Origin of the sequence: Vannielia litorea, assembly GCF_900142295.1 — a bacterium.
Lineage (GTDB): Bacteria > Pseudomonadota > Alphaproteobacteria > Rhodobacterales > Rhodobacteraceae > Vannielia > Vannielia litorea.
In genome coordinates this window covers 688,915-713,974 of the sequence record NZ_FSRL01000001.1, presented here as the reverse complement: position 1 = coordinate 713,974, position 25,060 = coordinate 688,915, and the positions used below count along the sequence as shown (strand labels likewise).

Below are 25,060 nucleotides of genomic sequence, written 5' to 3'. Positions count from 1 at the left end.
ATTGTCGGCATTCCCGCCACAGGGCGTACGCCTTTCACATCAATTTTTATGGGGTTCGGCTGGAATCTCCGGTGATTCGCGCTATTGATTCGGGAACCTCGAATCGCGCGCTCGCCCGGACTGACCGGAACGCCCTTCAGGAGAGCTAGATGGCCGCCAAGGACAACGACGACAACAAGCCTGACGACAGCGAAGCCGAACCGATGCTCGATGTGAGCCAGGCCGCGGTGAAGAAGATGATCGCCGAGGCTCGTGAGCGCGGCTACATCACCTACGACCAGCTCAACCAGGTTCTGCCGCCCGATCAGGTCTCTTCGGACCAGATCGAGGACGTCATGTCGATGCTCTCGGAGATGGGCATCCAGGTGACCGAGGACGACGAGAACGAGGACGACGACGACAACAAGGGTTCGACCGAGGTGGTCGAAACCTCGTCGTCGCGCGAGGTGACCGTCGCCTCCAGCGAAACCGAAAAACTCGATCGCACCGATGATCCGGTGCGCATGTACCTGCGCGAGATGGGCTCGGTGGAGCTGCTCTCCCGCGAGGGCGAGATCGCGATTGCCAAGCGCATCGAGGCCGGCCGCAACACGATGATCGCCGGGCTCTGCGAAAGCCCCCTCACCTTCCAGGCCATCACCATCTGGCGCGAGGAACTCCTCAACGAGGACATCCTGCTGCGCGACGTGATCGACCTTGAAACCACCTTCGGCCGCGGGGTCGACGGCGACGAGGAGGAGGACGAGGCCGTCGATAACACCGGCACCTCCTCCGACGACAGCAACAAGGACGACGAGCCCGAGCTCGACGCCGACGGCAACCCGATTGCCCGCGACGACGACGAGGACGAGGACGAGCAGGCCAACATGTCCCTGGCCGCGATGGAGGCCGCTCTCAAGCCGCGCGTGCTGGAGATCCTCGACCGCATTGCCCGCGACTACACCGACCTCGCCGAGATGCAGGACATGCGCATGTCGGCCACCCTCAACGAGGATGGCTCCTTCTCGGACAAGGACGAGAACAAGTACCAGAAGCTGCGCTCCGAGATCGTGACGCTGGTGAACGAGCTTCACCTGCACAACAACCGGATCGAGGCGCTGATCGACCAGCTCTACGGCATCAACCGTCGGATCATGGCCATCGACAGCTCCATGGTGAAGCTGGCCGACAACGCCCGGATCAACCGCCGGGAGTTCATCGACGAGTATCGCGGCTACGAGCTCGACCCGGCCTGGATGGACCGGATGCAGGAAAAGGGCGGCCGCGGCTGGCAGGCGCTGTTCGAGCGCTCCGCCGAGAAGGTCGGCGAACTGCGTCAGGACATGGCGCAGGTGGGCCAATACGTGGGCGTCGACATCCCCGAGTTCCGCCGCATCGTGCAGCAGGTCCAGAAGGGCGAGAAGGAAGCCCGTCAGGCCAAGAAGGAGATGGTCGAGGCCAACCTCCGCCTGGTGATCTCCATCGCCAAGAAATACACCAACCGCGGGCTGCAATTCCTTGACCTGATCCAGGAAGGCAACATCGGCCTGATGAAGGCCGTCGACAAGTTCGAATACCGCCGCGGCTACAAGTTCTCGACCTATGCAACCTGGTGGATCCGCCAGGCGATCACCCGCTCGATCGCCGACCAGGCCCGCACCATCCGCATTCCGGTGCACATGATCGAGACGATCAACAAGCTGGTCCGCACGGGCCGCCAGATGCTCCACGAGATCGGCCGGGAGCCGACGCCCGAGGAACTGGCCGAGAAGCTGCAAATGCCGCTCGAGAAGGTTCGCAAGGTGATGAAGATCGCCAAGGAGCCGATTTCGCTCGAAACGCCCATCGGCGACGAGGAGGATTCGCAACTCGGCGACTTCATCGAAGACAAGAACGCCGTGCTGCCCCTGGACAGTGCCATTCAGGAAAACCTGAAGGAAACAACGACCCGCGTCCTGGCCTCGCTGACGCCGCGCGAGGAGCGCGTGCTGCGGATGCGCTTCGGCATCGGGATGAACACCGACCACACGTTGGAAGAGGTAGGCCAGCAGTTCTCGGTCACCCGCGAACGCATCCGCCAGATCGAGGCGAAGGCGCTGCGCAAGCTGAAGCACCCGAGCCGGTCGCGGAAGCTGCGGAGTTTCCTGGATCAGTAAGAAGACATGCAGCAGCACCCGTGGGACAGCCTGGGGCTGACCGGTCCCCATCTGGTGCTGCTCGCGTTTCTTGCGCTCCTTCTGTCGAACACGCTGATCGTTGTCCTCTTCAGCATCGACAAGCGCCGCGCAGCCAACGGTGACTGGCGGATTTCAGAGGCGACGCTCCTTTTCGTCACGGCTTTGGGCGCCTATCCCGGAGCGAAGTTCGCCCAGCGCTACTTTCGTCACAAGACGCGGAAGAAGCCCTTCGTGTGGCAGCTCGATATCCTGGGCGCGACGCAAGTCCTTGCCATCCTGCTCCTGGTGGTTCCCGCCTCGCGGCAGACCTGATCGCTCAAGGCTGAAAGGCAGCCCCTGTTCGTCCGGTCTGCCATGGTCTAGTCATTGCCCATGCCCCTCACCCTCCACGACAACCTCCTCACCGACCGCGGCTCGAAATATGCCGTCTCGGGCGGCCCTGCGGCCTCCAGGGCCGAGGCGCTGGCGCTCGTGAAGGAGCTCAAACGCAGCAAGAAGTTCGCCAAGGCCACCCACAACACCTGGGCCGTCCTGCTGCCCGAGGGCCCGCTGAAGAACGACGATGGCGAGGCGGGCGCGGGCATGGTGATCGTGCGGATGCTGGAGCGGGCGCAGCTGACCAACCATGTCGTCATCGTCACCCGCTGGTTCGGCGGCACGCATCTCGGCGGCGACCGCTTTCGCCGGGTGCAGGATTGCGTTACCCATTACCTCGACCAGATGGAGGCGTAGCGCCATGTCGCTCTTCGGAAAGCTCTTCGGCAAAGGCCCCCCACCACCCGCCCCGGACCCCGAGATCCACGACGGTTTCGCCATCACCCCGGCCCCCGAAAAGGCCCCGGGAGGCTACCGGATCGGGGCGATCATCGAGAAGGACGGCAAGCGCCACCACATGATCCGGGCCGATGTCATCGCCTCGGAGGAGGAGTGCGTCGCGGCGAGCCTTCGCAAGGCCCGCCAGATGATCGACGAGCAGGGGGATCGGCTCTTCTGAGCGCGGGGCTCAGTCCAGCTGCACCATCCGACCCACGTGCCAGTCCCCCACCGACCACTCGATCTCGTAGCTCGAGTCCGTGAGGTGATGGCCGATCCCGATGATCTTGCCGTCGCGGCCCTGCGGATTGACGTAGAAGATGGTCACGCCGCCGCCACGCCCGCGCGGGCCCGCGGAGGTGTGCAGCACGTCGCTGCCGCGATACTTGCTGGTGTGCGCCTTCTGGTCGGTCTTCTTTTCGCCCCTGGCATTGACGTGCACGGTCTTGTGGCTCACCGCCTTGCCGCGGCCGCCCATGAAATCGGCGACGACGGCGTTGATGTTGCTCTTCCGGGTTTTCAACGCGCTGCCCGTCAGCCCGAGCTTTCCGGCGATCCAGTCCTCCAGCTTTTCGGCGTTGAAGGCCATCATCGGCCCGGTCCCGTCCGCATTGGCGTGCCCGCTCATGATCAACCCGTCGTGTGGCATGGTCTTGTCTCCCTGTTGACGTAGGGACAGCATGCGCCGGTGACGGGCAGTTTGCGAGGGAAATCGGCCTGCGTCAGCCTTGGGTGTCTGGCCCCGACTGCGCCAGCCGCCCGCCCTGCCGCACCTGCACCACGCGCTTTGCCAGCCCGCTTCGGTCGTCGGTCTCCACGTAGAGGCCGCAGAGGGTGGCCTCGCCCATGGCGGGCTGGAACCGGCCCTTGGCCATGCCGGTCACGAAGCGGCGCAGCGGCTCACCGGGTTCCATCCCGATGACCGAGTTGTAGTCGCCGCACATGCCCGCATCGGCCTGAAAGGCAGTGCCCCTGGGCAGCAGCTGGGCGTCTCCGGTCGGCACGTGGGTGTGGGTGCCCACCACCACGCTCGCCCGACCATCGCAGAAATGGCCCATGCCCATCTTCTCGCTGGTCGCCTCGCAATGCATGTCGATCAGCGAGGCCTGCACCAGACCTCCGGGCGGATGCGCCTTGAGCACCGGCTCGATGGCGGAGAACGGATCGTCGAAGCACCGCTTCATGAAGACCTGCCCCAAGACCTGCGCCACCAGCACCTTGCGGCCACCGGGGGCATCGAACACCCGAAAGCCCTTGCCCGGCGCATCCTTGGCAAAGTTGATCGGCCTCAGAACCCGCGGCTCCGAGCCGATGTAGCTCAGCATGTCCTTCTGGTCGAAGGCGTGGTCGCCGAGGGTGATCACATCGGCCCCCGCCGCGAGCAGCGCCTTGGCGTGATCGGGCGACAGCCCGGCGCCCGAGGTTGCGTTCTCGCCGTTCACCACCACGAAATCGAGCCGCCATTCATTGCGCAGGGCAGGCAAACGTTCCGCCACCGCCGTGCGCCCTGCGCGCCCCATCACATCGCCAAGAAAGAGTATCCGCATGTCCAAGCCCTAAGGCGCTACGCCGCCCGCCACAAGCCTGCGCCCGCCGCATTTTTCTGGGGAATGGCTCATTTTCGGCGCGGCATAGCCCGGTGACGCCGGCACTCGGCCCGGATGGCTCAGAGCGAGATCACTTCGCGCTCGGTCACGATCATGTCGAGCGGCGCATCGGTCGGCTCCAGGGGCAGCTCGTCGGCTTCCTGGGCCGAATAGGCAAAGCCCACGGCCAGCACCGGGCCGGTGCGGCGCAGCAGGTCCAGCGTGCGGTCATAGAAGCCGCCGCCGTAGCCCAGGCGGGCGCCCGCGCGGGTGAAGGCCACCAGCGGCACCACGAGGATCTCGGGGCGCATCACCGCTCCGGTGGGCTCGGACGTGCCGAAGCGCGCAGGCACCATCTCGGCCCCGGGTTCCCAGAGCTTGAACACCAGCGGTGTGGCCGGGGCGGTGATGGTGGGCAGGCCGACCGGCCCGTGGGCAGCGGCCTCCTCCAATGCGGGCAAAGGGTCGATCTCGTCGCGCATGGCCATGTAGCCCGCGAGCGGCACGCCGCGGTAGCCGGCCAGCACCTCGGAGAGGTGCCCCGCCGCATGGCCGGACCACGCCGCATGGGCCTCGGCCCGCCGTGCCAGAGCCGCCGCGCGGGCGGCCTTCTTCTCGTCGGCGAGGCTCACAGGAGCATCACCGCCGCCAGGCCGAGAAAGGCGAAGAACCCCACGACATCGGTAACGGTGGTCACGAAAGCGCCGGAGGCCAGCGCCGGGTCGATGTTGAACCGGTCGAGCAGCACCGGCACGAGGATGCCCGCCAGCCCCGCCACCAGCAGGTTGATGATCATCGCCAGCGCCAGCACCGCGCCGAGCATGGCGGTTCCGAACCAGAACCAGCCGATCAACCCCATCAACAGGGCGAAGGCGAGGCCGTTGAGCAGACCCACCGCCGTCTCCCGCCGGATCACCCGAAGCACGTTGGAGCCGGTAAGGTCCTTGGTGGCGATGGCGCGCACCGCCACGGTCAGCGATTGGGTGCCTGCATTGCCGCCCATCGAGGCAACGATCGGCATGAGCACCGCGAGGGCCACGAGCTGTGCGATGACCTCCTCGAACTGGTCGATCACGAGCGAGGCGAGAATGGCCGTGACGAGGTTCACCGCGAGCCAAGGAAAGCGCAGCTTGGTCGTCTCCCAGACCGAGTCGGTGACGCGGCTCTCGTCATGCACGCCGGCGAGGCGCAGAAGGTCTTCCTCGGCCTCGAGGTCGAGCACCGCCATGGCATCGTCGATGGTGATGACCCCCACGAGCCGGTCGCTGTGGTCGACGACCGGCACCGAGATCAGGTGATACTGGTTGAAGGCATAGGCGACCTCGCCCTCGTCCTGGTCCACCGGCACGGTGCGAAAGCTGTCTTCGGCGATGTCTCTCAGCAGGGTCCTGCGCGGGCTGGCGAGGATGCGGCCGAGAGCGACATAGCCGGTGGGGTGCAGCTTGGGGTCGATCAGGATGACGTGGTAGAACTGCTCCGGCAGCTCCTGCCCCTCGGCGCGCATGAAGTCGATCATCTGGCCCACGTCCCAATGCTCGGGCGCGCGGACGACCTCGCGCTGCATCAGGCGGCCGGCGGATTCCTCGGGCCAGGACAGCGCCTCTTCCACCGCGATCCGGTCGGCGGCGGGCAGAGCCTCCAGGATCTGCTCCTGCTGATCCTCCTCGAGGTATTCGACGAGGTCGACCACGTCGTCGGAATCGAGTTCGCGCACCGCCTCGGTCAGGGCCTCGGGCGACAGCGCGGCGATCACGTCCTCGCGGATCGTCTCGTCGAGTTCGGTCAGGATCTCGCCGTCGATGTTGTCGCCCCACAGCGCGAGAAAGTCGCTGCGCGGCCCCTCGCCCATCTGCTCGATGAGGTCGGCGATGTCGGCGGCATGGAGCGGCTCCAGAAGCGCCGTGAGCGTGGCCGCATCCTCGTTGAAGACCGCTTCCAGGACCGCCTGCACGAAGGGAGTCGTGAGCCCGTATTCCTGCTCTTCGCGTTCCTCGGGCCGCTCCGCCTCGATCGTGTCTTCAATCGGCTCTTCGCTCATCGGCGGGCCTCCTTCCGGGTTGTGCCGCCAACATATTGCACGCGGACCGGGGCGCAAGCGGCACCGGAGGCAACGTAGCGCCAGCGTGAATTCGGATGCCGCGGAGGGCCGTGAGTGAATTCACGCATTGTCCGTCACGCAGGTGCGGCTTAACCTTTTGCCGATGTCCGCTGCCCCCTCTCCCACGACCGCCACACCGGCGCCCGAAACCCTGCTTCTGGGGCAGATACTCGATTTCACCTCGGACCCGTTCGAAGGCGCTCCGCAGGACTCGGCGCGGCACCTGTCCCGCGGCGGGATCGTCATACGGGGTGGCAAGATCATCGAGATCGGCCCTGCGGCCCGGCTGATCGAGACCCACGGCACCGCCCGGCGGGTCGACTATGGCGCGGCGCTCCTGCTGCCCGGCTTCGTCGATGCCCATGCACATTACCCCCAGACCGGCATCATCGCGTCGTGGGGCAAGCGGCTGATCGACTGGCTGGAAGGCTATACCTTTCCCGAGGAAAGCCGCTTTGGCGACCCGGTCTATGCCGCCACCATCGCCGGCCGCTACCTCGACCTCGTCATCGCCCATGGCACCACGACCGTGGCGACCTTCTGCACCTCCCATCCCGCAAGCGTCACCGCCATGTTCCAGGCCGCCCAGGCGCGCGGGATGGCCGTGGTTGCCGGCAAGGTGGGGATGGATCGCAACGCCCCCGACGCGCTGAAGGACAGCCCGGAGCGGGCCTATGACGAGAGCAAGGCGCTGCTGAAGCGCTGGCACAAGCAGGGCCGGTCGCGCTACGCCATCACCCCGCGCTTCACACCCACGTCCAGCGAGGCGCAGCTCGAGGCGATGGGCGCGCTTTGGGCCGAGCACCCCGACTGCGCCATGCAGACCCATCTGTCCGAGCAGGTCGAGGAGATCGCCTGGGTAAAGGAGCTTTGCCCGACGGCCGAGGATTACCTCGCCACCTACGACAAGCACGGGTTGATCGGGCCCGGCGCCCTGTTCGGCCACGCCATCCACCTCACCCCACGCGAGCGGGCGCGGCTGGCCGAGAGCGGATCGGCGGTGATCCATTGCCCGACGTCCAACACCTTCATCGGGTCCGGCGTGTTCGATGCCGCCGGTCTGGCCGCCGAGGGCATCCAGGTGGGGCTTGCAACCGACACCGGCGGCGGCTCGTCCTTCTCGATGCTGCGCACCATGGGGGCGGCCTACGAGATCAGCCAGTTGAACGGTGCCGTCCTCCACCCGGCGCATCTGCTCTGGCTCGCCACCGCCGGATCGGCCCGGGCACTGCGGATGGAGGCGGAGGTGGGCACCCTGGCCCCCGGCTCCGCGGCCGACATCATCGCGCTCGACCTTGCCTCGACCCCCGCCATCGCCCAGCGTGCCGCGCGGGCACGGGACATCTGGGAGGCGCTCTTCCCGACCATGATGATGGGCGACGACCGCGCAGTGAAGGCCGTCTGGGTTGGCGGTGTCAGCCGTCGCTGAGGCACCGGCCTAGCAGGTTTCGGCCAGAACCAGCACCCAGAGATTGCCCGAGCGGCCCAGCCCATAGTGATGAATCCCCCGCCGGAGAAGGTTGGCATTGTGCCCTGAAGACCGCTTCCAGCCCGCAAGCACCGCGCTTTCGCTCGGGTAGCCGCCGGCGATGTTCTCTGCCGTGAGACCGCCGCAGCCGGCCCGGCCCATGCGCTGCGCGGGAGACGCGCCATCGCGGCCGCGATGCGCGAAGTAGCCGTTCCGGTCCATGTCGCGGGCGTGGGCCTCGGCGATGCGGGTGAGGCCGGCATTCGCGGCGACAGTCCCGCGCCCGCGGCTGGCGCGGTACGCGTTGAACGCGCTGTCGAAGGAGGCCCCGCCGCGCGGTGCCGACGGAGCAGTCGGCGACGGGGCAGCGCAGGCCGCGAGGGCCAGCAGTCCGACCGTGAGCAGCGCTCGTTTCATCAGGGGGCTCCCATTGTACCTGGCGTGGAGTCTGCCCGCCCCTTGGGGCATGGGAAACTCACAGTCGCGTCAGCCGGTGGCCAGCCGCCGGGTGGCTGCGGCCGCCTCCTCCGACAGGGTCGGGGCGTCGACCGTGGCGAGATGCCCTCCCGCCACGACCACGCGCCCCTCCACGAAAAGGTCGCGCACCCGCGTGGGCCCGGCCAGCAGCAGCGCCGCGCTGTCCCAGGTCCCGGCAGCCTCGATGCCGCCCATGTCCCAGATCGCGAGATCGGCCCGGAAGCCCCTTGCGATCTGGCCGAGGTGACCGCCGCGCCCCAGCACCTCCGCTCCGCCGCGCGTGGCGATGCGCAGCGCCTCGCGCGCGCTCATCGCATCGGCACCGCCCGAGACCCTCTGCAGCAGCATCGCCATCCGAGCCTCGGCCGCGAGGTTGCCGGCGTCGTTGGAGGCCGAGCCATCCACCCCCAGCCCGACCGGCACGCCTGCGTCCCGCATGGCCCGGACCGGGGCGATGCCCGAGCCGAGGCGGCAGTTGGAGCAGGGGCAATGGGCCACGCCGGTTCGGGAGCTGGCGAACAGGTCGATCTCGGCCGCGTCGAGCTTGACGCAATGGGCATGCCAGACGTCATCGCCCGTCCAGCCAAGGTCTTCGGCATATTGACCGGGCCGGCAGCCGAACTGCGCCTCCGAATAGGCGATGTCCTCCTCGTTCTCGGCAAGGTGGGTATGAAGCCGCACGCCCTTCTCGCGCGCCAGCAGGGCGGCATCGCGCATGAGCTCCCGGCTGACCGAGAAGGGCGAGCAGGGTGCGAGGCCGACTTGCACCATGGCCTCTGGCGACGGGTCGTGGAAGCGCTCCACCACCCGCGCGCTATCGGCGAGGATCGCGGCCTCCTTTTCCACCAGCGCATCGGGCGGCAACCCGCCCTTGCTTTCGCCGATGCTCATCGCGCCGCGTGTCGCCAGAAAGCGGATGCCCACCCCGGAGGCGCCCTCGATGCTGTCGTCGAGCCGTGCGCCGTTGGGAAAGAGATAGAGATGGTCAGAACTCATGGTGCAGCCCGAGAGCGCAAGCTCGGCGCAGGCGAGCCTCGCCGACAGGCGGATGTCATCGGGGGTCATCCGCGCCCAGATCGGGTAAAGCGCCTTGAGCCAGCCGAAGAGCAGCGCGTCCTGCCCGGCGGGCACCGCGCGGGTGAGGCTCTGGAACATGTGGTGGTGGGTGTTGACGAGCCCAGGGGTGACGAGGCAGCCCTCGGCCCTCACCACCTCGGCGCCGTCCGCCTGCAGGTTCGGCCCGATCTCTTCGATCACGCCGCCGCGCAGGCGAATGTCGAGCGTGCCCTCGCGGCCGGTGTCATCCATCGTCAGCACATGGCCGCCGCGGATGAGCCGATGGGTCATGCCCCCTGCCCCGCCAGCAGCGCCATCGCCGCGCGGTGCAACTCCGGTGTGGCCGCCGCCAGTGCGCGCCCGCCCTCATGCACCGGGCCGCCCTCCCAGTCGGTCACCACGCCGCCCGCCGCCTCGATCACGGCAATCGGCGCAGCGATGTCGTAGCTCTGAAGGCCCGCCTCGATCACCAGGTCGATCTGGCCCAGCGCCAGCAGCGCATAGGCGTAGCAGTCGAGCCCGTAGCGGGTGAGCCGGACCTCGCGTGCCACCCGCCGGAACGCCGCCCCTTCCGCCTCGGTGCCGACCTCGGGAAAGGTGGTGAAGAGCGTCGCACCATCCAGCGCAACGCCCTCGCGCACCCTGAGCGGGCTCTCCCCCCGAGGCCCCGCGAGCCGTGCCGTTCCCAGGCCACCCTCGAAGCGCTCGGCGGTGTAGGGCTGGTCGATGATGCCGTAGAAGGGCCCGCGTGCGTCCTGCAAGGCGATGAGCACGCCCCAGCTCGGCGTGCCGGAGATGAAGGCACGGGTGCCGTCGATCGGGTCGAGCACCCAGGTCAGGCCGCTCTCGCCCGCCTGCCGCCCGAACTCCTCGCCCAGGATCGCATCCTGCGGCCGGCGCTCGGCCAGCACAGCGCGAATGGCCTCCTCCGCCGCCCGGTCCGCCACGGTCACCGGGTCAAACCCGCCCGGCGCGGCCTTGTTGTCTGCGGTCATGGCGGTGCGGAAATGCGGAAGGATCACCGCGCGCGCCGCCTCGGCCATCGCCGCGCCACAGGCCCGGATCGCCTTGGCCTCTTCTGCTGTCAGGTCTTCTCGCATCATCGTGCATCCCCCTGACCGAGCCTTAACGCAGCCGCCCTAACGAGAAAAGCGCCCCGCGTGGGGCGCTCTCCTGATGGTTACGATTTTCACGAGTTAAACGGTGGTCAGTTCACGTCGCTCAGAACGCGGGCGAGGTCGAAGAGGCGGCGGCGCTGGCTTTCGGGGATCGCGTAGTAGCTGCGCACCAGCTCCAGCGCTTCGCGGTCGCCGAGGATATCGCCCGGCACGGCCTCGCCTTCGGTTGCCTCGACCTTGGACACCTTGGGCAGGTCCTGGCTCAGCCCCTCGAAGAAGAACGAGATCGGCACGTCGAGCGCGTGGGCGATGTCCCACAGGCGGGACGCGCTGACGCGGTTCATGCCGGTTTCGTACTTCTGGATCTGCTGGAACTTGATGCCGACCTTCTCGGCAAGCTGCTGCTGCGTCATCCCCACCATCCACCGACGATGCCGGACGCGTTTGCCAACGTGAATGTCGACCGGATGTTTCATTACTCTCTCCTTCTGGGTCTTCTTTCCTACCTATGCAGCAACTTTCGTGCCAAACGACCGCCGAGGTGGGGAAATCTTTACCAAACTTGGTAAAAAATCTTCATCTACAAGGAATTCAGGGAGTTGCAGGGCGATTCCCTTGCGGAAACCATGTCATGCGCGCCGCTCTACGGCAAGTTTAGGGGAGAAACGCAATGCAATTTGCGGTTGCATTTAGTTTACCCCCTCAACTATCGCATATTGCAATTGCATTATGCAAATATCTACAGCATTGCGCAGCTTTGCCGCAAGTCCTACTCAAGGTGCGCAATCGGAGGGAGTGCACATGAAGGCCTATCGCGTCACCGCAGCCGGACAACGCCCGAGCCTCGTGGAGGTTCCTGCGCCCCAGCCGGGGCCCGGCGAGGTGGCCGTGGAGATCGCGGCCTGCGGTCTGAACTTCGCGGATCTGCTCATGGTGGAGGGCACCTACCAGGATACGCCCCCTGCCCCCTTTACCCTCGGGATCGAGTTGGCCGGAACCGTGACCGCCCTCGGCGAGGGCGTCGCCGGCCTCGCCGCCGGTGATCGGGTCGGCGTTTTTGGCGGCCGCGGCGGGTTGGCCGAAGCGGGGTGCTTTCCTGCCGATCGCTGCCTCCAGCTGCCGGATGCCATGCCGTTTCACATTGCCGCGGCCTTTCTGGTGGCCTACGGCACATCGCACCTTGCGCTGGCGCATCGGGCGCGGCTGACCACGGGCGAGCGCCTCGTGGTCACCGGTGCGGCAGGCGGCGTCGGCCTGACGGCGGTGGAGCTGGGCGCCAAGCTCGGCGCCGAGGTCGTGGCCATCGCCCGTGGCGCCGACAAGCTGGAGGTGGCCCGCACGGCAGGGGCCACACACCTTATCGAGGCCACAAGCGACGACATTCGCGGCCAGCTGAAGGCGCTCGGCGGGATCGACGTGCTCTATGATACCGTGGGCGACCCCCTCTTCGGCGAGTGCTTCCGCGCTGCGCGGCCCGAGGCCCGCCTGCTCGCCATCGGATTTGCGGGGGGCAAGGTGCCCCAGATCAAGGCGAACCACCTGCTGGTGAAGAACCTCACCGTCTCCGGGCTCTACTGGGGGGGCTACATGGGCTTTGCGCCGGAGGTGCTGACCGGCTCACTGAAGGAGCTGATGGGCCTTTGGGAGACCGGCGGGCTCGACCCGCACGTCTCGCACCGCCTGCCGCTCGACGAGATCGACGCGGCGATGGAGCTGATCAGGACGCGGCGCTCGACCGGTAAGGTTGTTGTTGAGCCACGGCGCTGACCGCCTCGCCGATGACACCGGTGTCGCCCACCGGCACCGGGGACATGCCGGTCGTCGGCAGCCGACCGGTGTAGGACCGGCGCAGCAGCTCGGCCAGCGCCTCCTCGGCCGGGTTCTTGATGTTGGCCGCACCATAGAGGTTGATCCTGAAGGAGCGCAGTTCGGGCAGTGCGCCGCCGTGACAGATCGGCTCGGTGGTGGGCGGGTGCATCCCTTCCAGCATGGCGTGAACCGCGAGATCGGCGTTGACCGTCGCCTCCACGGTGCGCGATGAGTTCGAGCTGACCTGCATGGTCCAGGGCAGGCCGGCATCGTCGAGGGCGCGCTGGACGATGGTCTTGAAGAAGCACTTTTCCTCGAAGGCCAGCGGCAGGGGACGACGGCGCCATGCACAGCCACCAGGGGCGCCGACCCAGACGAGCGGCACCTCGCGGAGGGTTTCGCCACCCTCGTCCAGGCCATCTTCGGTTGTCACGATCATGTCGCATTCACCCTTCGCGAAGTCCTCCTTCAGGCTGCGGGTGAAGGAGGAGACGAGGTGCACGCGAACCCGCGGGAACTCGGCCGCAAAGCGCTGAAGCAGTCGCGGAATATACCCCAGCACGATGTCATGGGGCACGCCGAGCACGATCCGCCCTTCGAACTCCTCTGCCGTCAGCCGGGTGAAGGCCTCGTCGTTCAGGGCCAGCATGCGGCGCGCGTAGGAGAGCAGTTGCTCGCCCGCGGGCGTGAGCGTGATCTGGCGCTGCGAGCGATCCAGCAGCCGCTGGTCCAGCGCCTCCTCGAGCCGTTTCAGCTGCATCGAGACGGCCGATTGGGTGACGTTGAGCTGCCCCGCCGCGCGGGTGACCCCGGCGCAGTCGGCCACGGTGACGAAACTGCGCAGGGCGGTGAGATCCAGGTTGCGGGGCATCATCAATCTCCGTGATGGGAGGCGTCACAAACATTCGTTTTCAATATGCCGCAGGTCGCGCCATATATCAACCATCCTGATCGAACGGATCGCAACCTTCACAGATAGCAAAGGATCGGACCGATGAGCCATACCGCTACTCCCCTCGCCCCCAGCGCCCTGTCCGGACGCCAGATCGCCCCGGCCCGCGGCGGCATTGTTGCCCGCGTGCTCGACCTCGTGGCCCTGCGCCGTCAGCGCCGCGCCCTGGCCGACCTTGACGCCGCCCTGCTGAAGGACATCGGTGTGAGTCCCGACGAGGCCCGCCTCGAAGCCGCGCGCCGGCTTTGGGACGTTCCCCAGGGCTGGCGGACCTGATCCTGCCGGCTCTCCGAGAGCGGCGCCTGTCCCCGAGCGCGCCGCTCTCGAAATAATCTGAGACGAAACAGCATGTTTCCGACAGAGAATACCTTGAAACATCGGGGCTTCATGCCGATATTCATTTCAAACCGCCTCGCGCGCCGCGGGCGCGGTTCTTGAATTGTGCAGATGGAGGCATGAATGGCAGAATTTGACACGATGCGCGACATGGGCCGCACCGCCGGTGCCGGTGTCCGCACAGCGCAGATCGACGAGGGCCTGCGCGCCCACATGAGCAAGGTTTACGGCACCATGTCGGTGGGCCTGCTGCTCACCGCTGCGGTGGCCTGGGCCATCGGCACCAACGACGCGCTGGTGATGCAGATCTTCGCCACGCCGCTGCGCTGGGTCGTCATGTTCGCCCCGCTGATCATGATTTTCGCCTTCGGCGCGATGGTCAACCGCATGTCGGCGGCGGCCGCGCAGGTGTTCTTCTACGGCTTCTCGGCCGTGATGGGCCTGTCGATCAGCTGGATCTTCGCCGCCTACACCGATTTCTCGATCGCCCAGACCTTCCTGGTCACCGCGATCGCCTTCGCCGGTCTGTCCCTCTGGGGCTACACCACCAAGAAGGACATCTCGGGCTGGGGCAGCTTCCTGATCATGGGCGTCATCGGCATCCTGGTCGCCTCGATCATCAACATTTGGCTGCAAAGCCCGGGCATGATGTTCGCCATCTCGATCCTTGGCGTGCTGATCTTCGCGGGCCTGACCGCCTACGACACGCAGAACATCAAGAACACCTACATCGCCCACGCGGCGCATGGGGACCAGGAGTGGCTCGGCAAGGCCGCCGTCATGGGCGCGCTCAGCCTTTACCTGGACTTCATCAACATGTTCATGTTCCTGCTCTCGCTGATGGGCGGGCGCGAATAAGCCACAGCTGCAAGGCTGAAAAGATCACCCCGCCGGAGCAATCCGGCGGGTTTTTCTTTGCCCGGGAATTATCTGGGCGAGGTACTAGACGACCGGTCTATTACACCCTAGATCTGCCCCATGACAGAGCCACGCACATCCGACCAGACCCGCGCTCGCATCCTCGACCGAGGCCGCTCGCTGGTGCTTGAACGCGGCTTCGGCGGTGTTGGCCTGAAAGACATTCTCGCCGCCGCGGCCGTACCCAAGGGCTCGTTCTACCACTACTTTGCCTCCAAGGAGGCGTTCGGTTGCGCCTTGCTCGAAGGCTACGTGGAGGAATACCTTGCGGCCCTCGACGCGGTCATCGCCCTCCCCGGGCCTGCCGCCGACCGGATGAACCGCTACCTCAGCGGCGCTCTCGGCACCACTTCCGTCACCATGGCCGACCGCTGCCTCGTCGTGAAGCTCGCGGCCGAAATCGCCGACCTCTCCGAAGACATGCGCCAGATCCTTGACGCGGGTGTCTCCCAGGTGTGCACCCGTCTCGCCGGGTTGCTGCGCGAGGGCGCCGAAGACGGCTCCCTGGTGCCTCAGCCCGACCCCGAGCGCAGCGGGGCGATGCTCTACACTCAATGGCTCGGCGCGGCCATCCGCGCCAAGCTCGCCCGAAGCCGCCTGCCGCTCGAGCAGGCCATGGAAGACACCCACGCGCGGTTCTTCATCTGATCCAAACCCATCCAAACCCGCTCCGCACCATCCGGCCGCGGACGTCAGAAAGGATTTCCCCATGAAAGCCATCACCTATGACACCTTCGGTGAACCCGCAGATGTGCTGCACACCTCCGATATTCCCGTGCCCGAGCCCAAACCGGGCGAGCTGCGCATCAGGATGACCCTTTCCCCCATCCACAACCACGATCTGTGGACCACACGCGGCACCTACGGCTACAAGCCTGCGCTGCCCGCGGTCGGCGGCACCGAGGCACTCGGCACCATCGAAGCCCTGGGGAAAGGCGTTGACGAGGCGCTTCTCGGCAAGCGGGTGGTGGCTGCGGGTGTGCATGGTGCCTGGGCCGAGCAGTTCATCGCCCCCGCCGCGGGCGTGATCCCGCTGCCCGAGGCCATTGGCGACGAGGCCGGCGCCCAGCTCATCGCCATGCCGTTCAGCGCGCTGGCCCTGCTGGAATTCCTGGAGGTGCGCGAGGGCGACTGGGTCGTGCAGACGGCCGCCAACGGCACCGTCGGAAAGATCTTCGCCGAGCTGGCCCGGTCGCGGGGAGTGAAGACCCTCAACCTCGTCCGTCGCGCCGAGGCGGTCGCGGAGCTGGAAGAGATGGGCATCGCCAACGTGCTCTCCACCTCCAACGCGGATTGGGTCGCCAGCGCCCGCGAGATCCTCGGCAAGGGTGGCGCGCGGGCCGCGATCGACAGCGTCGGCGGCCCGATCGTGGCCGACATCGCCGACCTGCTCGGCACCGATGGCACGCTTGTCGTCTTCGGCACCGCCACCGGCGAACCGCTCCACCTGCGGGCCGGGTCGGTCATTTCGCGCCACCTGACGGTCAAGGGCTTCTGGGGGTCGCGGGTGATCGGCGAGATGGACGCGGCCGAAAAGGGCCGGCTCATCGGAGAGCTGGTGACCCTGGCTGCCAAGGGCGAGCTGCACCTGCCCTCCGGCGGGGAGTTCTCGCTCGATCAGCCGGTCGAGGCGGTGAAGGCCTCGCTCACGCCGGGCCGCAGCGGCAAGATCCTGCTGCGCGGCTGATCTCCCGCTGTCAGGGGGGCCGGCGGCCTCACGCCGGCTCCCTTTGGCCTGCAAGCCCCCTGCCCTCCACCGCGCCCAGGAAGGCCTGCACCTCGCGGCGCGACCGCAGGTGCACGACCGTCAGATGCGGCGGCGGGGCGGCGGCGATCTCGGCGAGCTTTGCCCGGCTGCTGTGCCGGGTGCGCCAGATGAAGAGCCAGAAGTCCACCGCGCCCCGATCCAACCGCTCGGTGCAGCCCGCAGGCAGGTCGGGTCGCGTCTTGCCGAGGTAACGCCAGGTCCGGCACCAGACCCGCCACAGCCTGAGCCCCACCGGCAGGTCGAGCCAGATCAACAGGTTCGCCCGCGCCAGCCGGTCGGCATAGGTGCGCGAATGGCCGCCCTCGAAGATCCACCGCGGCTGGCGATGGACCTCCCGGCTCATCCAGTCCTTCACCTCGGCGTCGCGCGGCACCCAGCCGGGCGCGTAGTGGATGTGGTCCATGTGGAACACGGGCAGGCCGGTGAGGGCCCCCAACGCACGCGCCAGGGTGGATTTGCCCGATCCGGGCCCTCCGACGATCATCACCCGTTCCATGCCGGTAATTCTGCGGCGCGGCAGGAAACTTCGCAAGTGCGGCGCAGGTCACAAATCGCAGCACATCTGCACGGCAGAAAATTCCAGCCCCGGGGCCAGGGTCACGCTGATCTCGCCCTGGGCGCGGAACCCGAGCGCGGCGTAGAAGTCCCGCGCGGTGCGGGTCGAATAGCACATCAGCCGCCGCACACCGGCCATCTGCGCCTCGAACATTGCGTGCTCCATCAGGGCGCGACCCACGCCCTGCCGCGTTGCATGGGGCGCGGTCGCCACGTGGCGAATGTGGCCCACCTCGCGCGGCCCGGTCGCCCCACCGCCCGGAGCGTGAAAGGTCCAGCCGCCCGCGGCCAGCAGCCCGTCACCGGTATCGGCCAGATAGTAGGTGCCGCAGGAGAGCAGCGAGGCACGGGGCCGGGTGATGAAAGGCAGGGCCGCGGAAAGCTCTTCGGGCCCGTAGTCGGGCGCCAGCAGGTAGGCGTAGGAATCGGCCAGCAGCTTGCCCACCCGCGCCACGTCGCCCATGCGGGCGGGGCGGATGGTGAAGGGCGGCAGCGCGGGGCGCGGCGCACGGCCGGGCAGTTCGCTGATCTGGGTCTGCATGGCAGGGCCTCCTTGGGACCTTGGGGAGAGGAGGCTCGCGGGGTGCTGGCTGTATCAGAAAAGAAAACCGCGCGAGCCTTGGGCGTCGCGCGGTTTTCTGAGCTTTCCGTGGAGGGAGAGGCTTACTTGATCTTGCCTTCCTTGTACTCCACGTGCTTCCGCGCGACCGGGTCGTATTTGCGTACGACCATCTTCTCGGTCATGGTGCGAGCGTTCTTCTTGGTCACGTAGAAGTGGCCAGTGTCGGCAGTGGAGTTCAGCCGGATCTTGATGGTGGTCGGTTTGGCCATCTTGTTCGTCCTCTTGCGGGGGGAGCGCGCACGGGGGCACTCCGCAGGTGTATCTTGGAGCCCGCCTTTTACCCCTGCCGTGCCCCGAGTCAACCGCCCCCGAGCGGGGATCGGTAAAAATATTTGCGCGGATGGCCTGTAAGCCGGATTCTGTCCGCCCCCGGACCTGAGCCTGCGGGCGGGGTGGCCATTCATCTCGGGCAGGCATTACTGCCGACCCTCTAGCTGCCAACCCGAGCCCCGAGGCCGAAGCGGCCCGTGTGAGGCTCCTATTTGGCATTGCTCCCGGTGGGGCTTGCCTTGCCGGCGCTGTTGCCAGCCCCGCGGTGGGCTCTTACCCCACCGTTTCACCTTTCCCCCGGCATGCGGGGTAGTCTCTTCTCTGTGGCGCTATCCGTCGGGTTGCCCCGCCCGGGCGTTACCCGGCACCGTCGCTTCGTGGAGTCCGGACTTTCCTCGAGGTTGCCCCCGCAGCCACCCGGCCATCCGCGCGACGTGCTGGGTAGGCGAGATGGGCGGCCCGGTCAACGGGTGATCTGTGACGGGCGGGTCAGACCCGCGCCGCGCCCGGATCGGCCGGGTAGCGGGCCGCGAGTTCGGCCATGCGGGCGCAATCCGTGCCATCGAGCACACCGGAGACCCCGGGCCGGAACCTGTCGCGGAACGCTTGCAGCAGTACCTCGGGCGCCACCTCGGAACTGTAGCCGAACACGGCTGCATCCTGCAAGAAGCCCTCCCAATCGGCGCGCGCGCCCTCGGCCTCGCTCCAGACCGCCAGGCCCTGCAAGGCCAGCCGACGCCAGTCGAAGCGCGGGCCCGGGTCGACCTTGCGGCCCGGCGCGATGTCGGAGTGGCCCAGCACGCGCTCCGGCGGCACGTGCCAGCGTTGCATGATCCCGGCCACCAGTGTTTCTACCCCGCGCATCTGCGGCGCCGCAAAGGGCTCCCTGGCGGAATTCACGATCTCGATGCCGATGGAGCGGGAGTTGATGTCGTCGCAGCTGCCCCAGCGCCCGGCTCCGGCGTGCCAGGCCCTCAACGGCTCGTCGACCATCTGCCAGACGCCGCCCTCCGGGCTCACCACGTAATGCGCCGAAACCTCCGCTTCGGGGTTGGCGAGGCGTTCCAGCACCAAGCGGGTGTCGGGCATGGCGGTGTAGTGGAGCAGCACGATGTCGGGCCGCGCCCCACCGCGCCGTTCGCCTTGGTTGGGCGTTGGATAGCTCTGGATCTCCACGCCGGGGCCCTGCCCCCGCTTACCCCTTGGCGGCGCGGAACGGGCGCGGATCCCATCCGCAGGCAAAACCGTCGCCGTCCGGGTCCATGCCGAGCCTGTCCTTTTCCGGGCCGCCGGCGGCCAGAAAGGCCTGCTGGGCCAGCGCCGCGGAGGGCTGGGCGGCGCAGGCGCGATCATACTTGCGCTGGGTAGTGAAGCCACGACGATAAATCTGCTGCCCCGGCAGGTTGGTCGTGGAGAGCGCATATTGCGCCAGGTTCGGCCCGGTATCCTCGGGGCGGCTCGGCAGGGCCGTCACCGGGGCCTGCTCGAACTGCGCGCGGTTCTGGCGCATGCGCTCGGCGTCGCTGGCAATCGACTCGCGAGACGAGACGGCGCTGAAGCTCTGCTCGTCCGAGATAGCGGCTCCGCTGCCGGAACTGCGCGCGGCGGTGGGAGCCGGGGTAATGGCTGCCGTCTGGATCGGTGCCGCTGGGGTAATCACCGGCTGCGTCTGCGGGCTCGGCGTGCGCCCCAGGGCCGCGTCGATCTCGGCTGCCGTGGGAGCGCCCGTCGCGGCGGGCGCCTCGGCGGAGGGGTAGGAATCGGAGGAGGCCACGGCTGTGGCCGGAGCCTGCACCGTCTGGCGTTGCGACGTGGCCAGCGCCGTGTCGCGCCTCAGCTGGGACTGATAGCTGTCATAGTCGCCGAAGCCCACGCCCGAACCGCTGTCGGGAACCGTCGGGCTGCACGCGGCCAAAGCCGCAACCGCACAAAGGGGAAGCCATGCTCGCATCGAAGAACTCTCTGCTCTCTCGTTTTGCCTCTGGCCGGGTAATTACCACCATTTGCCCGGTTTGGCCACAAATCCCGCCGCACGTTCGAGTGCGTAGGCCGTGTTCAGAAGGTCGCCCTCCTCCCACGGCCGCCCGATGAGCTGAAGACCCAGCGGCAGGCCCTGCTTGTCGATGCCCGTGGGCACGGCGATGCCGGGCAGCCCCGCCAGGTTGACCGTGACGGTGAAGACGTCGTTGAGATACATCTGCACCGGATCGGCCTCGGCCATCTCGCCCAGCCCGAAGGCGGCGGAGGGGGTGGCGGGGGTCAGGATGGCATCGACGCCTGCCGCAAAGACCTCTTCGAAATCGCGCTTGATGAGGGCACGCACCTTGCGGGCGCGGTTGTAATAGGCGTCGTAGTAGCCCGCGGAGAGCACGTAGGTACCCACCATGATTCGGCGCTTCACCTCGTCGCCAAAGCCCTCGGCGCGGGTTTTCTCGTACATCTCGACGATGCCGTCGCCCTGCGCCAGCTTCGCCCGGTGGCCGAAGCGCACGCCATCGTAGCGGGCGAGGTTGGAGGAGGCTTCCGCAGGCGCGATGACGTAGTAGGTGGGCAGCGCATACTTGGTGTGCGGCAGCGAGATGTCGCGGATCTCTGCGCCCGCGGACTTGAGCATCTCGGTGCCCTCGGCCCAGAGCGCCTCGATTTCCTCGGGCATGCCCGCCATGCGATACTCGCACGGAATCCCGATCACCTTGCCGCGAATGTCGCCGGTCAGCATCGCCTCGAAATCGGGCACCGCCAGTTCGGCGGAGGTGCTGTCTTTCGGGTCGTGGCCCGCCATGGCACCCAGCATGATCGCGCAGTCGCGCACGTCCTTGGTCATCGGCCCGGCCTGGTCGAGCGAGGAGGCGAAGGCGATGATGCCCCAGCGGCTGACCCGGCCATAGGTGGGCTTCAGACCGGTGATGCCCACGAAGGCGGCAGGCTGGCGGATCGAGCCGCCGGTGTCGGTGCCGGTGGCGGCAAGGCAAAGATCGGCAGCGACCGCGCTGGCCGAGCCGCCCGAGGAGCCGCCCGGCGTGAGGGCCGCGTCGTCATTGCCGCGCCGCCAGGGGTTCACTGCGTTGCCGTAGGTCGAGGTCTCGTTGGAGCTCCCCATGGCGAATTCGTCCATGTTGAGCTTGCCCAGCATCACCGCGCCCGCGTCAAAAAGCTGGCTGGTGACGGTGCTCTCATACTCCGGCTTGAACCCGCCCAGGATGGCCGAAGCCGCCTGCGAAGGCACCCCCTTGGTGCAGAACAGGTCCTTGATCCCGAGCGGGATACCGCACATCGACGGCGCCTCGCCCGCCTTGATCCGCGCATCGGCGGCCTTCGCCTGTTCCAGCGCGATCTCGGGCGTATGGTGCACGAAGGCATTGAGCGCCCCCGCCTCCTCGATGGCCGAAAGACAGGCCTCGGTGATCTCCACCGAGGTCGTTTCGCCCTTGCGCAGCGCGTCACGGGCGCCGGCGATGGTCAGTCTGGTCAGGTCGCTCATCACTCCACCACCTTCGGCACGGCAAAGAAGCCCTCGCGGGCGTCGGGCGCATTGGCCAGAACCGCCTGCTGCTGGCCGCCATCGGTCACCACGTCGTCGCGCCGCTTCAGGCGCATCGGCGTGACCGAAACCATCGGCTCCACGCCCTCCACGTCGACTTCGGACAATTGCTCGATGAACCCGAGGATGGCGTTGAACTCCCCCGCCAGGGCCGGCAGGTCTTCTTCCGGCACGGCGATCCGGGCCAGGTGCGCCACGCGGCGGGCGGTCTCGGTGTCGATCGACATCGGCATACTCCTATCGGGTCTCGGCGCCCGTTTATCGCCGGGGCGCGTGACCTGCAAGCGGTGGACGGGGGCGCAGGCCCGTCCTACCTTCGCGCCAAAACCAGCATGGAGGCGGATATGAAACTCACCTGGCTCGGACATGGCGGATGGAAGCTCGAGGCCGAAGAGGCGGTGATCCTGATCGACCCCTGGCTCGACGGAAACCCCGCCTTCCCGGCGGACCGCAGGGAAGAGGCGCTCTCGGGGGCAACCCACGTGCTGCTGACCCACGGCCATGACGACCACACCGCCGGAGTGCCGGAGATGGCCAGGGAGAAGGGCCTGCCGGTCTTTACCATGGTCGAACTGGCGAGCCGGCTGGAGGGCGTCGAGGCCACCGGCTTCAACAAGGGCGGCACGGTGGACTTGGGCGGGGTCAAGGCGACGATGGTGCCCGCCTCGCACTCGACCTCCTACCAGGGCAGCGGCGCCGGCACCGAGGTAGGCTATGTGCTCAAGGGCGACGGCAAATGCGTCTATTTTTCGGGCGATACCGGGATCATGGCCGACATGGAGTGGATCGGCGCCTATTTCGAGCCCGATGTCGGCATCCTCTCCTGCGGCGGCTTCTACACGATGGACATGGAGCAGGCCGCCTGGGCCGCCAGGCGCTTCTTCGACTTCGAGATGGTGCTGCCCTCGCATTATCGGACCTTCCCGGCGCTGGCGCAGGACGCCGAGGCGCTGAAGGCGGGGCTGAAGGGGGTGGACGTGGTGGAGCCCGAGGTGCTTGTGCCGATCGAGCTCTGAGCCGCGCGTCCAGACCGCCCGGCTGCACCGTCGGGCCGAGGGGGTTTAACACCCCCCGTGGAGTATTATCCGCAAGAAGACGAGACGGAAGCGGGCTCAGTCGCGGCGGGCGGCGAAGAAATCGCGCAGCAGGGCGGCGGCCTCTTCCTCTCCGATGCCCCCCAGCACCTCGGGCGCGTGGTGGGCCTGGGGGTGGGTGAAGACGCGGGCACCATGATCGACCCCGCCGCTCTTCGGGTCGGGGGCGGCGTAGACGACGCGGGCGATGCGGGCGGCGGCGATCATGGCGGCGCACATCGCGCAGGGCTCCAGCGTGACGTAGAGCACGTGGCCCGGCAGCCGCTCGGAGCCGGCGGCGGCGCAGGCGGCACGGATCACCAGCATCTCGGCATGGGCGGAGGGGTCACGGAGCTCGCGGGTCCGGTTGCCCGCCCGCGCGATCACCTCGCCGCCCGGCGCAACCAGCACCGCGCCCACCGGCACCTCGCCCCGCGCGGCGGCGGCCCGCGCCTCCGCCAGCGCCTCATCCATATGGCTCACAAAGCTCATCCCCCTCCCCTGCCCCGCGCTCACACCCTTGGCAAGCCCCTCGCGCGCGGCTAGAGCGGGCACATGGCAGACAAGACCCCTCCCGGCGACCGGATCGCCAAGGTGCTCGCCCGCGCGGGCCTCGCCTCGCGCCGCGAGGCGGAGAAGATCGTGGAAGCGGGCCGCGTGGCGGTGAACGGCAAGGTGATCGACAGCCCCGCGCTCAACGTGACCGAGGCCGACAAGATTACCGTCGACGGCCAGCCGCTGGCCACGCCCGAGCCGCCGCGCCTCTGGCTCTACCACAAGCCCGCCGGGCTGGTGACCACCGAGCGCGACGAGAAGGGCCGCGAGACGGTCTTTGCCAACCTGCCCGAAGGCATGCCCCGGGTGATGAGCGTGGGCCGGCTCGACCTCAACTCCGAAGGCCTGCTGCTGCTCACCAACGACGGCGAGATCAAGCGCAGGCTGGAGCTGCCCTCCACCGGCTGGGTGCGCAAGTATCGCGTCCGCCTCCACGGCACGCCGAAGGACGAGGACTTCGAGCCGCTGCGCCGCGGGATCACCGTCGAGGGCGTGGCCTACCAGCCGATGACCATCACGCTCGACCGCCAGCAGGGGGCCAATGCCTGGGCCACCGTCAGCCTGCGCGAAGGCAAGAACCGCGAGATCCGCCGCGCGATGGAGGCCGTGGGCCTCACCGTCAACCGGCTGCTGCGGGTGTCCTTCGGCCCGTTCCGGCTGGGAGAGCTCAAGGCAGGCCAGGCCGAGGAGATCAAGGCCCGCGTGCTGCGCGACCAGCTCGGGCTCGACCCCGACTTCAAGCCCGCGACCACACCCAAGAAGAAGCCCCAGCGCCGCCGCGCGCCTTTCCCCAAGGGCAGATAAAACCTCCCGATCCGCGCTGGCCCGCAGAAAATCATTCGCCTATAACCTGAGATACGCGCCGGGACGATGCGGGTGGGAGTGCTATGTCTGGAGACGGGTTGCAGAAACTGAGCTTCGCGCTGCTTCTGGCGCTGATGCTCTATGCCGCCTTCACCGGCGGAGGCACCTGATGGCGGAGCGCTACGGCGGCAAGTTCAGCCCCAAGGGCTCGCAGGCCGGTGACGCAGGGGTGAAACCCGCCCCGGGCGCGCCGAAGGTGTCGAGCATGGCGCCACGCTTTGCCGGGGCTACCCGGGCGCGGGCGGGAATGCGCTCGAACCTGATGTTCGTGGTGCCGCTGGTCTTTCTCTGGCATGCCTTCACCTCCGATCCGACCGGCCTTGCGCTCTACCTCGCCGCCGTGGGCGTGCTGCTGCTCGCCGCCTGGCTCACCCGCGAGGGGCTGAAGGCGCAGGAGGCCTGGGAGGCGCGCAAGGTCGCCCGCCGCCCCGGCATCCCCCGCAAGCTCTTCGGCTCGGCGCTCACCGGCGCGGGGCTCGGCCTCGTCGGGCTCGCCGGCCACGGGGTGCTGGAGGCGGTGATCTTCGCCATCCTCGGCGCCGGGCTTCACGGCTTCGCCTTCGGGCTCGACCCGATGTCCGACAAGGGCATGGAGGGCATCGACACCCACCAGCAAGACCGCGTGGCCCGCGCCGTGGGCGAGGCCGAGGCTCACCTTGCCGCCATGGCCGACGCAGTGAAACGCGCGGGCGACCGGGGCGTGGCCGATCGCGTCGCCCGCTTCTCGCAGACCGCCCGCACCATGTTTCGCACCGTAGAGGAAGACCCGCGCGACCTGACGGCGGCGCGCAAGTTCATGGGCGTCTACCTGATGGGCGCGCGCGATGCGACGGTGAAATTCGCCGACTTCTACGCCCGCAAGCACGACCCGAAGGCCCGCGAAGATTACCTTGCCCTCCTCGACGAGATGGAGAGCAATTACGCGCAGCGCACCGAGAAACTGCTGCTCGACGACAAGACCGACCTCGACATCGAAATCGAAGTGCTGCGCGAGCGTTTGCAGCGCGAAGGGGCCGTCTGAGCCC

The 25,060-nt window shown here is 67.7% G+C and carries 30 protein-coding genes and 1 other RNA gene; 13 read left to right on the top strand and 18 right to left on the bottom strand.

Going from position 1 to position 25,060, the window contains the following annotated elements; all coding sequences use genetic code 11:
- Nucleotides 1-149 precede the first annotated feature (149 nt).
- The 4 genes from rpoD to BUR94_RS03635 are packed head-to-tail and all read left to right on the top strand — an operon-like array spanning nucleotide 150 to nucleotide 3,150.
- Nucleotides 150-2,135 carry an RNA polymerase sigma factor RpoD gene (rpoD, locus tag BUR94_RS03650; protein ID WP_074254891.1) on the top strand — a complete coding sequence of 662 codons (1,986 nt, stop codon included), beginning with the start codon at nucleotides 150-152 and terminating at the stop codon, nucleotides 2,133-2,135.
- Nucleotides 2,136-2,141: 6 nt separating this feature from the next.
- Nucleotides 2,142-2,468, top strand: coding sequence for a DUF1294 domain-containing protein (locus BUR94_RS03645; RefSeq protein WP_074254890.1), 327 nt, complete (start codon nucleotides 2,142-2,144; stop codon nucleotides 2,466-2,468).
- Between the two features lie 60 nt (nucleotides 2,469-2,528).
- Entirely contained in the window at nucleotides 2,529-2,888 is a 360-nt protein-coding gene (locus BUR94_RS03640) for a YigZ family protein (protein WP_074257564.1), read from the top strand.
- Nucleotides 2,889-2,892: 4 nt separating this feature from the next.
- Nucleotides 2,893-3,150, top strand: a complete 258-nt coding sequence (locus tag BUR94_RS03635; RefSeq protein ID WP_074254889.1) for an HlyU family transcriptional regulator — start codon at nucleotides 2,893-2,895, stop codon at nucleotides 3,148-3,150.
- 9 nt (nucleotides 3,151-3,159) lie between these two features.
- Here the strand turns inward: BUR94_RS03635 and BUR94_RS03630 are convergent, their stop codons facing one another.
- From BUR94_RS03630 to mgtE, 4 genes are all read right to left on the bottom strand, one after another.
- Nucleotides 3,160-3,618: a hypothetical protein gene (locus BUR94_RS03630; RefSeq protein ID WP_074254888.1), complete on the bottom strand. Its 459-nt coding sequence runs from the start codon at nucleotides 3,616-3,618 to the stop codon at nucleotides 3,160-3,162.
- A gap of 73 nt (nucleotides 3,619-3,691) precedes the next feature.
- Nucleotides 3,692-4,516, bottom strand: a complete 825-nt coding sequence (locus BUR94_RS03625; RefSeq protein WP_074254887.1) for a TIGR00282 family metallophosphoesterase — start codon at nucleotides 4,514-4,516, stop codon at nucleotides 3,692-3,694.
- A gap of 119 nt (nucleotides 4,517-4,635) precedes the next feature.
- Nucleotides 4,636-5,187 carry a 5-formyltetrahydrofolate cyclo-ligase gene (locus BUR94_RS03620; RefSeq protein WP_074254886.1) on the bottom strand — a complete coding sequence of 184 codons (552 nt, stop codon included), beginning with the start codon at nucleotides 5,185-5,187 and terminating at the stop codon, nucleotides 4,636-4,638.
- A complete protein-coding gene (mgtE, locus tag BUR94_RS03615; protein ID WP_074254885.1) occupies nucleotides 5,184-6,593 on the bottom strand; it encodes a magnesium transporter in 1,410 nt (469 codons plus the stop codon). Before mgtE ends, BUR94_RS03620 begins: the two co-directional genes overlap by 4 nt.
- 163 nt (nucleotides 6,594-6,756) lie before the next feature.
- Here mgtE and guaD point away from each other — a divergent pair, with 163 nt between their 5' ends.
- Complete coding sequence (guaD, locus tag BUR94_RS03610) at nucleotides 6,757-8,082, top strand: guanine deaminase (protein ID WP_074254884.1); 1,326 nt, start codon at nucleotides 6,757-6,759, stop codon at nucleotides 8,080-8,082.
- Between the two features lie 9 nt (nucleotides 8,083-8,091).
- Here guaD and BUR94_RS03605 read toward each other — a convergent pair whose 3' ends face one another.
- From BUR94_RS03605 to BUR94_RS03590, 4 genes are all read right to left on the bottom strand, one after another.
- Nucleotides 8,092-8,538: a CAP domain-containing protein gene (locus BUR94_RS03605; protein ID WP_074254883.1), complete on the bottom strand. Its 447-nt coding sequence runs from the start codon at nucleotides 8,536-8,538 to the stop codon at nucleotides 8,092-8,094.
- 69 nt (nucleotides 8,539-8,607) lie between these two features.
- A complete protein-coding gene (locus tag BUR94_RS03600) occupies nucleotides 8,608-9,945 on the bottom strand; it encodes an 8-oxoguanine deaminase (protein ID WP_074254882.1) in 1,338 nt (445 codons plus the stop codon).
- Complete coding sequence (gene hisN / locus BUR94_RS03595; protein WP_245794365.1) at nucleotides 9,942-10,757, bottom strand: histidinol-phosphatase; 816 nt, start codon at nucleotides 10,755-10,757, stop codon at nucleotides 9,942-9,944. Before hisN ends, BUR94_RS03600 begins: the two co-directional genes overlap by 4 nt.
- A gap of 104 nt (nucleotides 10,758-10,861) precedes the next feature.
- Nucleotides 10,862-11,248, bottom strand: a complete 387-nt coding sequence (locus BUR94_RS03590; protein ID WP_074254881.1) for a helix-turn-helix domain-containing protein — start codon at nucleotides 11,246-11,248, stop codon at nucleotides 10,862-10,864.
- Nucleotides 11,249-11,573: 325 nt separating this feature from the next.
- On the opposite strand from BUR94_RS03590, the gene BUR94_RS03585 reads away from it, so the two are divergent.
- Entirely contained in the window at nucleotides 11,574-12,539 is a 966-nt protein-coding gene (locus BUR94_RS03585) for an NADPH:quinone oxidoreductase family protein (protein ID WP_074254880.1), read from the top strand.
- Here BUR94_RS03585 and BUR94_RS03580 read toward each other — a convergent pair.
- Entirely contained in the window at nucleotides 12,490-13,452 is a 963-nt protein-coding gene (locus BUR94_RS03580) for a LysR family transcriptional regulator (protein WP_084193101.1), read from the bottom strand. The genes BUR94_RS03585 and BUR94_RS03580 overlap by 50 nt on opposite strands.
- A gap of 123 nt (nucleotides 13,453-13,575) precedes the next feature.
- On the opposite strand from BUR94_RS03580, the gene BUR94_RS03575 reads away from it, so the two are divergent.
- The 4 genes from BUR94_RS03575 (at nucleotide 13,576) to BUR94_RS03560 (ending at nucleotide 16,474) form a co-directional block, all read left to right on the top strand.
- Complete coding sequence (locus BUR94_RS03575; protein ID WP_074254878.1) at nucleotides 13,576-13,809, top strand: YjiS-like domain-containing protein; 234 nt, start codon at nucleotides 13,576-13,578, stop codon at nucleotides 13,807-13,809.
- 183 nt (nucleotides 13,810-13,992) lie between these two features.
- Nucleotides 13,993-14,727 carry a Bax inhibitor-1/YccA family protein gene (locus tag BUR94_RS03570; protein ID WP_074254877.1) on the top strand — a complete coding sequence of 245 codons (735 nt, stop codon included), beginning with the start codon at nucleotides 13,993-13,995 and terminating at the stop codon, nucleotides 14,725-14,727.
- Between the two features lie 120 nt (nucleotides 14,728-14,847).
- Nucleotides 14,848-15,435 (top strand): TetR/AcrR family transcriptional regulator, encoded by a 588-nt coding sequence (locus tag BUR94_RS03565; RefSeq protein ID WP_074254876.1) that lies wholly within the window; start codon nucleotides 14,848-14,850, stop codon nucleotides 15,433-15,435.
- A gap of 61 nt (nucleotides 15,436-15,496) precedes the next feature.
- Nucleotides 15,497-16,474, top strand: a complete 978-nt coding sequence (locus tag BUR94_RS03560; protein ID WP_074254875.1) for a zinc-binding dehydrogenase — start codon at nucleotides 15,497-15,499, stop codon at nucleotides 16,472-16,474.
- A gap of 28 nt (nucleotides 16,475-16,502) precedes the next feature.
- Here BUR94_RS03560 and BUR94_RS03555 read toward each other — a convergent pair whose 3' ends face one another.
- The 8 genes from BUR94_RS03555 to gatC form a co-directional block, all read right to left on the bottom strand.
- Nucleotides 16,503-17,051, bottom strand: a complete 549-nt coding sequence (locus BUR94_RS03555) for a P-loop NTPase family protein (RefSeq protein ID WP_074254874.1) — start codon at nucleotides 17,049-17,051, stop codon at nucleotides 16,503-16,505.
- 48 nt (nucleotides 17,052-17,099) lie between these two features.
- Complete coding sequence (locus BUR94_RS03550; RefSeq protein ID WP_084192894.1) at nucleotides 17,100-17,651, bottom strand: GNAT family N-acetyltransferase; 552 nt, start codon at nucleotides 17,649-17,651, stop codon at nucleotides 17,100-17,102.
- A gap of 122 nt (nucleotides 17,652-17,773) precedes the next feature.
- A complete protein-coding gene (rpmG, locus tag BUR94_RS03545; RefSeq protein WP_012179442.1) occupies nucleotides 17,774-17,941 on the bottom strand; it encodes a 50S ribosomal protein L33 in 168 nt (55 codons plus the stop codon).
- Nucleotides 17,942-18,064: 123 nt separating this feature from the next.
- Nucleotides 18,065-18,431, bottom strand: an RNA gene (gene rnpB, locus BUR94_RS03540) — RNase P RNA component class A.
- A gap of 60 nt (nucleotides 18,432-18,491) precedes the next feature.
- Nucleotides 18,492-19,178, bottom strand: a complete 687-nt coding sequence (locus tag BUR94_RS03535) for an N-acetylmuramoyl-L-alanine amidase (protein WP_245794363.1) — start codon at nucleotides 19,176-19,178, stop codon at nucleotides 18,492-18,494.
- 19 nt (nucleotides 19,179-19,197) lie between these two features.
- On the bottom strand, nucleotides 19,198-19,953 hold the full coding sequence (locus BUR94_RS03530) for a hypothetical protein (RefSeq protein ID WP_074254873.1): 756 nt from the start codon (nucleotides 19,951-19,953) through the stop codon (nucleotides 19,198-19,200).
- 42 nt (nucleotides 19,954-19,995) lie between these two features.
- Nucleotides 19,996-21,483, bottom strand: a complete 1,488-nt coding sequence (gatA, locus tag BUR94_RS03525) for an Asp-tRNA(Asn)/Glu-tRNA(Gln) amidotransferase subunit GatA (protein WP_074254872.1) — start codon at nucleotides 21,481-21,483, stop codon at nucleotides 19,996-19,998.
- A complete protein-coding gene (gatC, locus tag BUR94_RS03520) occupies nucleotides 21,483-21,770 on the bottom strand; it encodes an Asp-tRNA(Asn)/Glu-tRNA(Gln) amidotransferase subunit GatC (protein WP_074254871.1) in 288 nt (95 codons plus the stop codon). Before gatC ends, gatA begins: the two co-directional genes overlap by 1 nt.
- 117 nt (nucleotides 21,771-21,887) lie before the next feature.
- Between gatC and BUR94_RS03515 the strand changes: the two genes are divergently transcribed.
- The gene (locus BUR94_RS03515; RefSeq protein WP_074254870.1) at nucleotides 21,888-22,559 is read left to right on the top strand and encodes a metal-dependent hydrolase; all 672 of its coding nucleotides are present in this window, start codon (nucleotides 21,888-21,890) and stop codon (nucleotides 22,557-22,559) included.
- 96 nt (nucleotides 22,560-22,655) lie between these two features.
- Here BUR94_RS03515 and BUR94_RS03510 read toward each other — a convergent pair whose 3' ends face one another.
- Nucleotides 22,656-23,108 carry a nucleoside deaminase gene (locus tag BUR94_RS03510; RefSeq protein WP_074254869.1) on the bottom strand — a complete coding sequence of 151 codons (453 nt, stop codon included), beginning with the start codon at nucleotides 23,106-23,108 and terminating at the stop codon, nucleotides 22,656-22,658.
- A gap of 63 nt (nucleotides 23,109-23,171) precedes the next feature.
- Here BUR94_RS03510 and BUR94_RS03505 point away from each other — a divergent pair, with 63 nt between their 5' ends.
- Together BUR94_RS03505 and BUR94_RS03500 are read left to right on the top strand one after the other, a co-directional pair.
- On the top strand, nucleotides 23,172-23,975 hold the full coding sequence (locus tag BUR94_RS03505) for a pseudouridine synthase (RefSeq protein WP_074254868.1): 804 nt from the start codon (nucleotides 23,172-23,174) through the stop codon (nucleotides 23,973-23,975).
- A 169-nt stretch (nucleotides 23,976-24,144) separates the two neighbouring features.
- A complete protein-coding gene (locus tag BUR94_RS03500; RefSeq protein ID WP_074254867.1) occupies nucleotides 24,145-25,056 on the top strand; it encodes a 5-bromo-4-chloroindolyl phosphate hydrolysis family protein in 912 nt (303 codons plus the stop codon).
- The last annotated feature ends 4 nt before the right edge of the window (nucleotides 25,057-25,060 follow it).

Bases quoted from the DNA above. Each gene is read 5' to 3' on its own strand.
- BUR94_RS03605 (WP_074254883.1), bottom strand. From the start codon at position 8,538: ATGAAACGAGCGCTGCTCACGGTCGGACTGCTGGCCCTCGCGGCCTGC.
- BUR94_RS03560 (WP_074254875.1), top strand. From the start codon at position 15,497: ATGAAAGCCATCACCTATGACACCTTCGGTGAACCCGCAGATGTGCTG.
- BUR94_RS03590 (WP_074254881.1), bottom strand. From the start codon at position 11,248: ATGAAACATCCGGTCGACATTCACGTTGGCAAACGCGTCCGGCATCGT.
- BUR94_RS03550 (WP_084192894.1), bottom strand. From the start codon at position 17,651: ATGCAGACCCAGATCAGCGAACTGCCCGGCCGTGCGCCGCGCCCCGCG.
- BUR94_RS03570 (WP_074254877.1), top strand. From the start codon at position 13,993: ATGGCAGAATTTGACACGATGCGCGACATGGGCCGCACCGCCGGTGCC.
- BUR94_RS03635 (WP_074254889.1), top strand. From the start codon at position 2,893: ATGTCGCTCTTCGGAAAGCTCTTCGGCAAAGGCCCCCCACCACCCGCC.
- BUR94_RS03585 (WP_074254880.1), top strand. From the start codon at position 11,574: ATGAAGGCCTATCGCGTCACCGCAGCCGGACAACGCCCGAGCCTCGTG.
- BUR94_RS03600 (WP_074254882.1), bottom strand. From the start codon at position 9,945: ATGACCCATCGGCTCATCCGCGGCGGCCATGTGCTGACGATGGATGAC.
- gatA (WP_074254872.1), bottom strand. From the start codon at position 21,483: ATGAGCGACCTGACCAGACTGACCATCGCCGGCGCCCGTGACGCGCTG.
- BUR94_RS03530 (WP_074254873.1), bottom strand. From the start codon at position 19,953: ATGCGAGCATGGCTTCCCCTTTGTGCGGTTGCGGCTTTGGCCGCGTGC.
- BUR94_RS03505 (WP_074254868.1), top strand. From the start codon at position 23,172: ATGGCAGACAAGACCCCTCCCGGCGACCGGATCGCCAAGGTGCTCGCC.
- BUR94_RS03640 (WP_074257564.1), top strand. From the start codon at position 2,529: ATGCCCCTCACCCTCCACGACAACCTCCTCACCGACCGCGGCTCGAAA.
- hisN (WP_245794365.1), bottom strand. From the start codon at position 10,757: ATGATGCGAGAAGACCTGACAGCAGAAGAGGCCAAGGCGATCCGGGCC.
- BUR94_RS03500 (WP_074254867.1), top strand. From the start codon at position 24,145: ATGGCGGAGCGCTACGGCGGCAAGTTCAGCCCCAAGGGCTCGCAGGCC.
- BUR94_RS03510 (WP_074254869.1), bottom strand. From the start codon at position 23,108: ATGAGCTTTGTGAGCCATATGGATGAGGCGCTGGCGGAGGCGCGGGCC.
- gatC (WP_074254871.1), bottom strand. From the start codon at position 21,770: ATGTCGATCGACACCGAGACCGCCCGCCGCGTGGCGCACCTGGCCCGG.
- BUR94_RS03580 (WP_084193101.1), bottom strand. From the start codon at position 13,452: ATGCCCCGCAACCTGGATCTCACCGCCCTGCGCAGTTTCGTCACCGTG.
- rpoD (WP_074254891.1), top strand. From the start codon at position 150: ATGGCCGCCAAGGACAACGACGACAACAAGCCTGACGACAGCGAAGCC.
- rpmG (WP_012179442.1), bottom strand. From the start codon at position 17,941: ATGGCCAAACCGACCACCATCAAGATCCGGCTGAACTCCACTGCCGAC.
- BUR94_RS03515 (WP_074254870.1), top strand. From the start codon at position 21,888: ATGAAACTCACCTGGCTCGGACATGGCGGATGGAAGCTCGAGGCCGAA.
- BUR94_RS03565 (WP_074254876.1), top strand. From the start codon at position 14,848: ATGACAGAGCCACGCACATCCGACCAGACCCGCGCTCGCATCCTCGAC.
- mgtE (WP_074254885.1), bottom strand. From the start codon at position 6,593: ATGAGCGAAGAGCCGATTGAAGACACGATCGAGGCGGAGCGGCCCGAG.
- BUR94_RS03555 (WP_074254874.1), bottom strand. From the start codon at position 17,051: ATGGAACGGGTGATGATCGTCGGAGGGCCCGGATCGGGCAAATCCACC.
- BUR94_RS03575 (WP_074254878.1), top strand. From the start codon at position 13,576: ATGAGCCATACCGCTACTCCCCTCGCCCCCAGCGCCCTGTCCGGACGC.
- guaD (WP_074254884.1), top strand. From the start codon at position 6,757: ATGTCCGCTGCCCCCTCTCCCACGACCGCCACACCGGCGCCCGAAACC.
- BUR94_RS03625 (WP_074254887.1), bottom strand. From the start codon at position 4,516: ATGCGGATACTCTTTCTTGGCGATGTGATGGGGCGCGCAGGGCGCACG.
- BUR94_RS03645 (WP_074254890.1), top strand. From the start codon at position 2,142: ATGCAGCAGCACCCGTGGGACAGCCTGGGGCTGACCGGTCCCCATCTG.
- BUR94_RS03630 (WP_074254888.1), bottom strand. From the start codon at position 3,618: ATGCCACACGACGGGTTGATCATGAGCGGGCACGCCAATGCGGACGGG.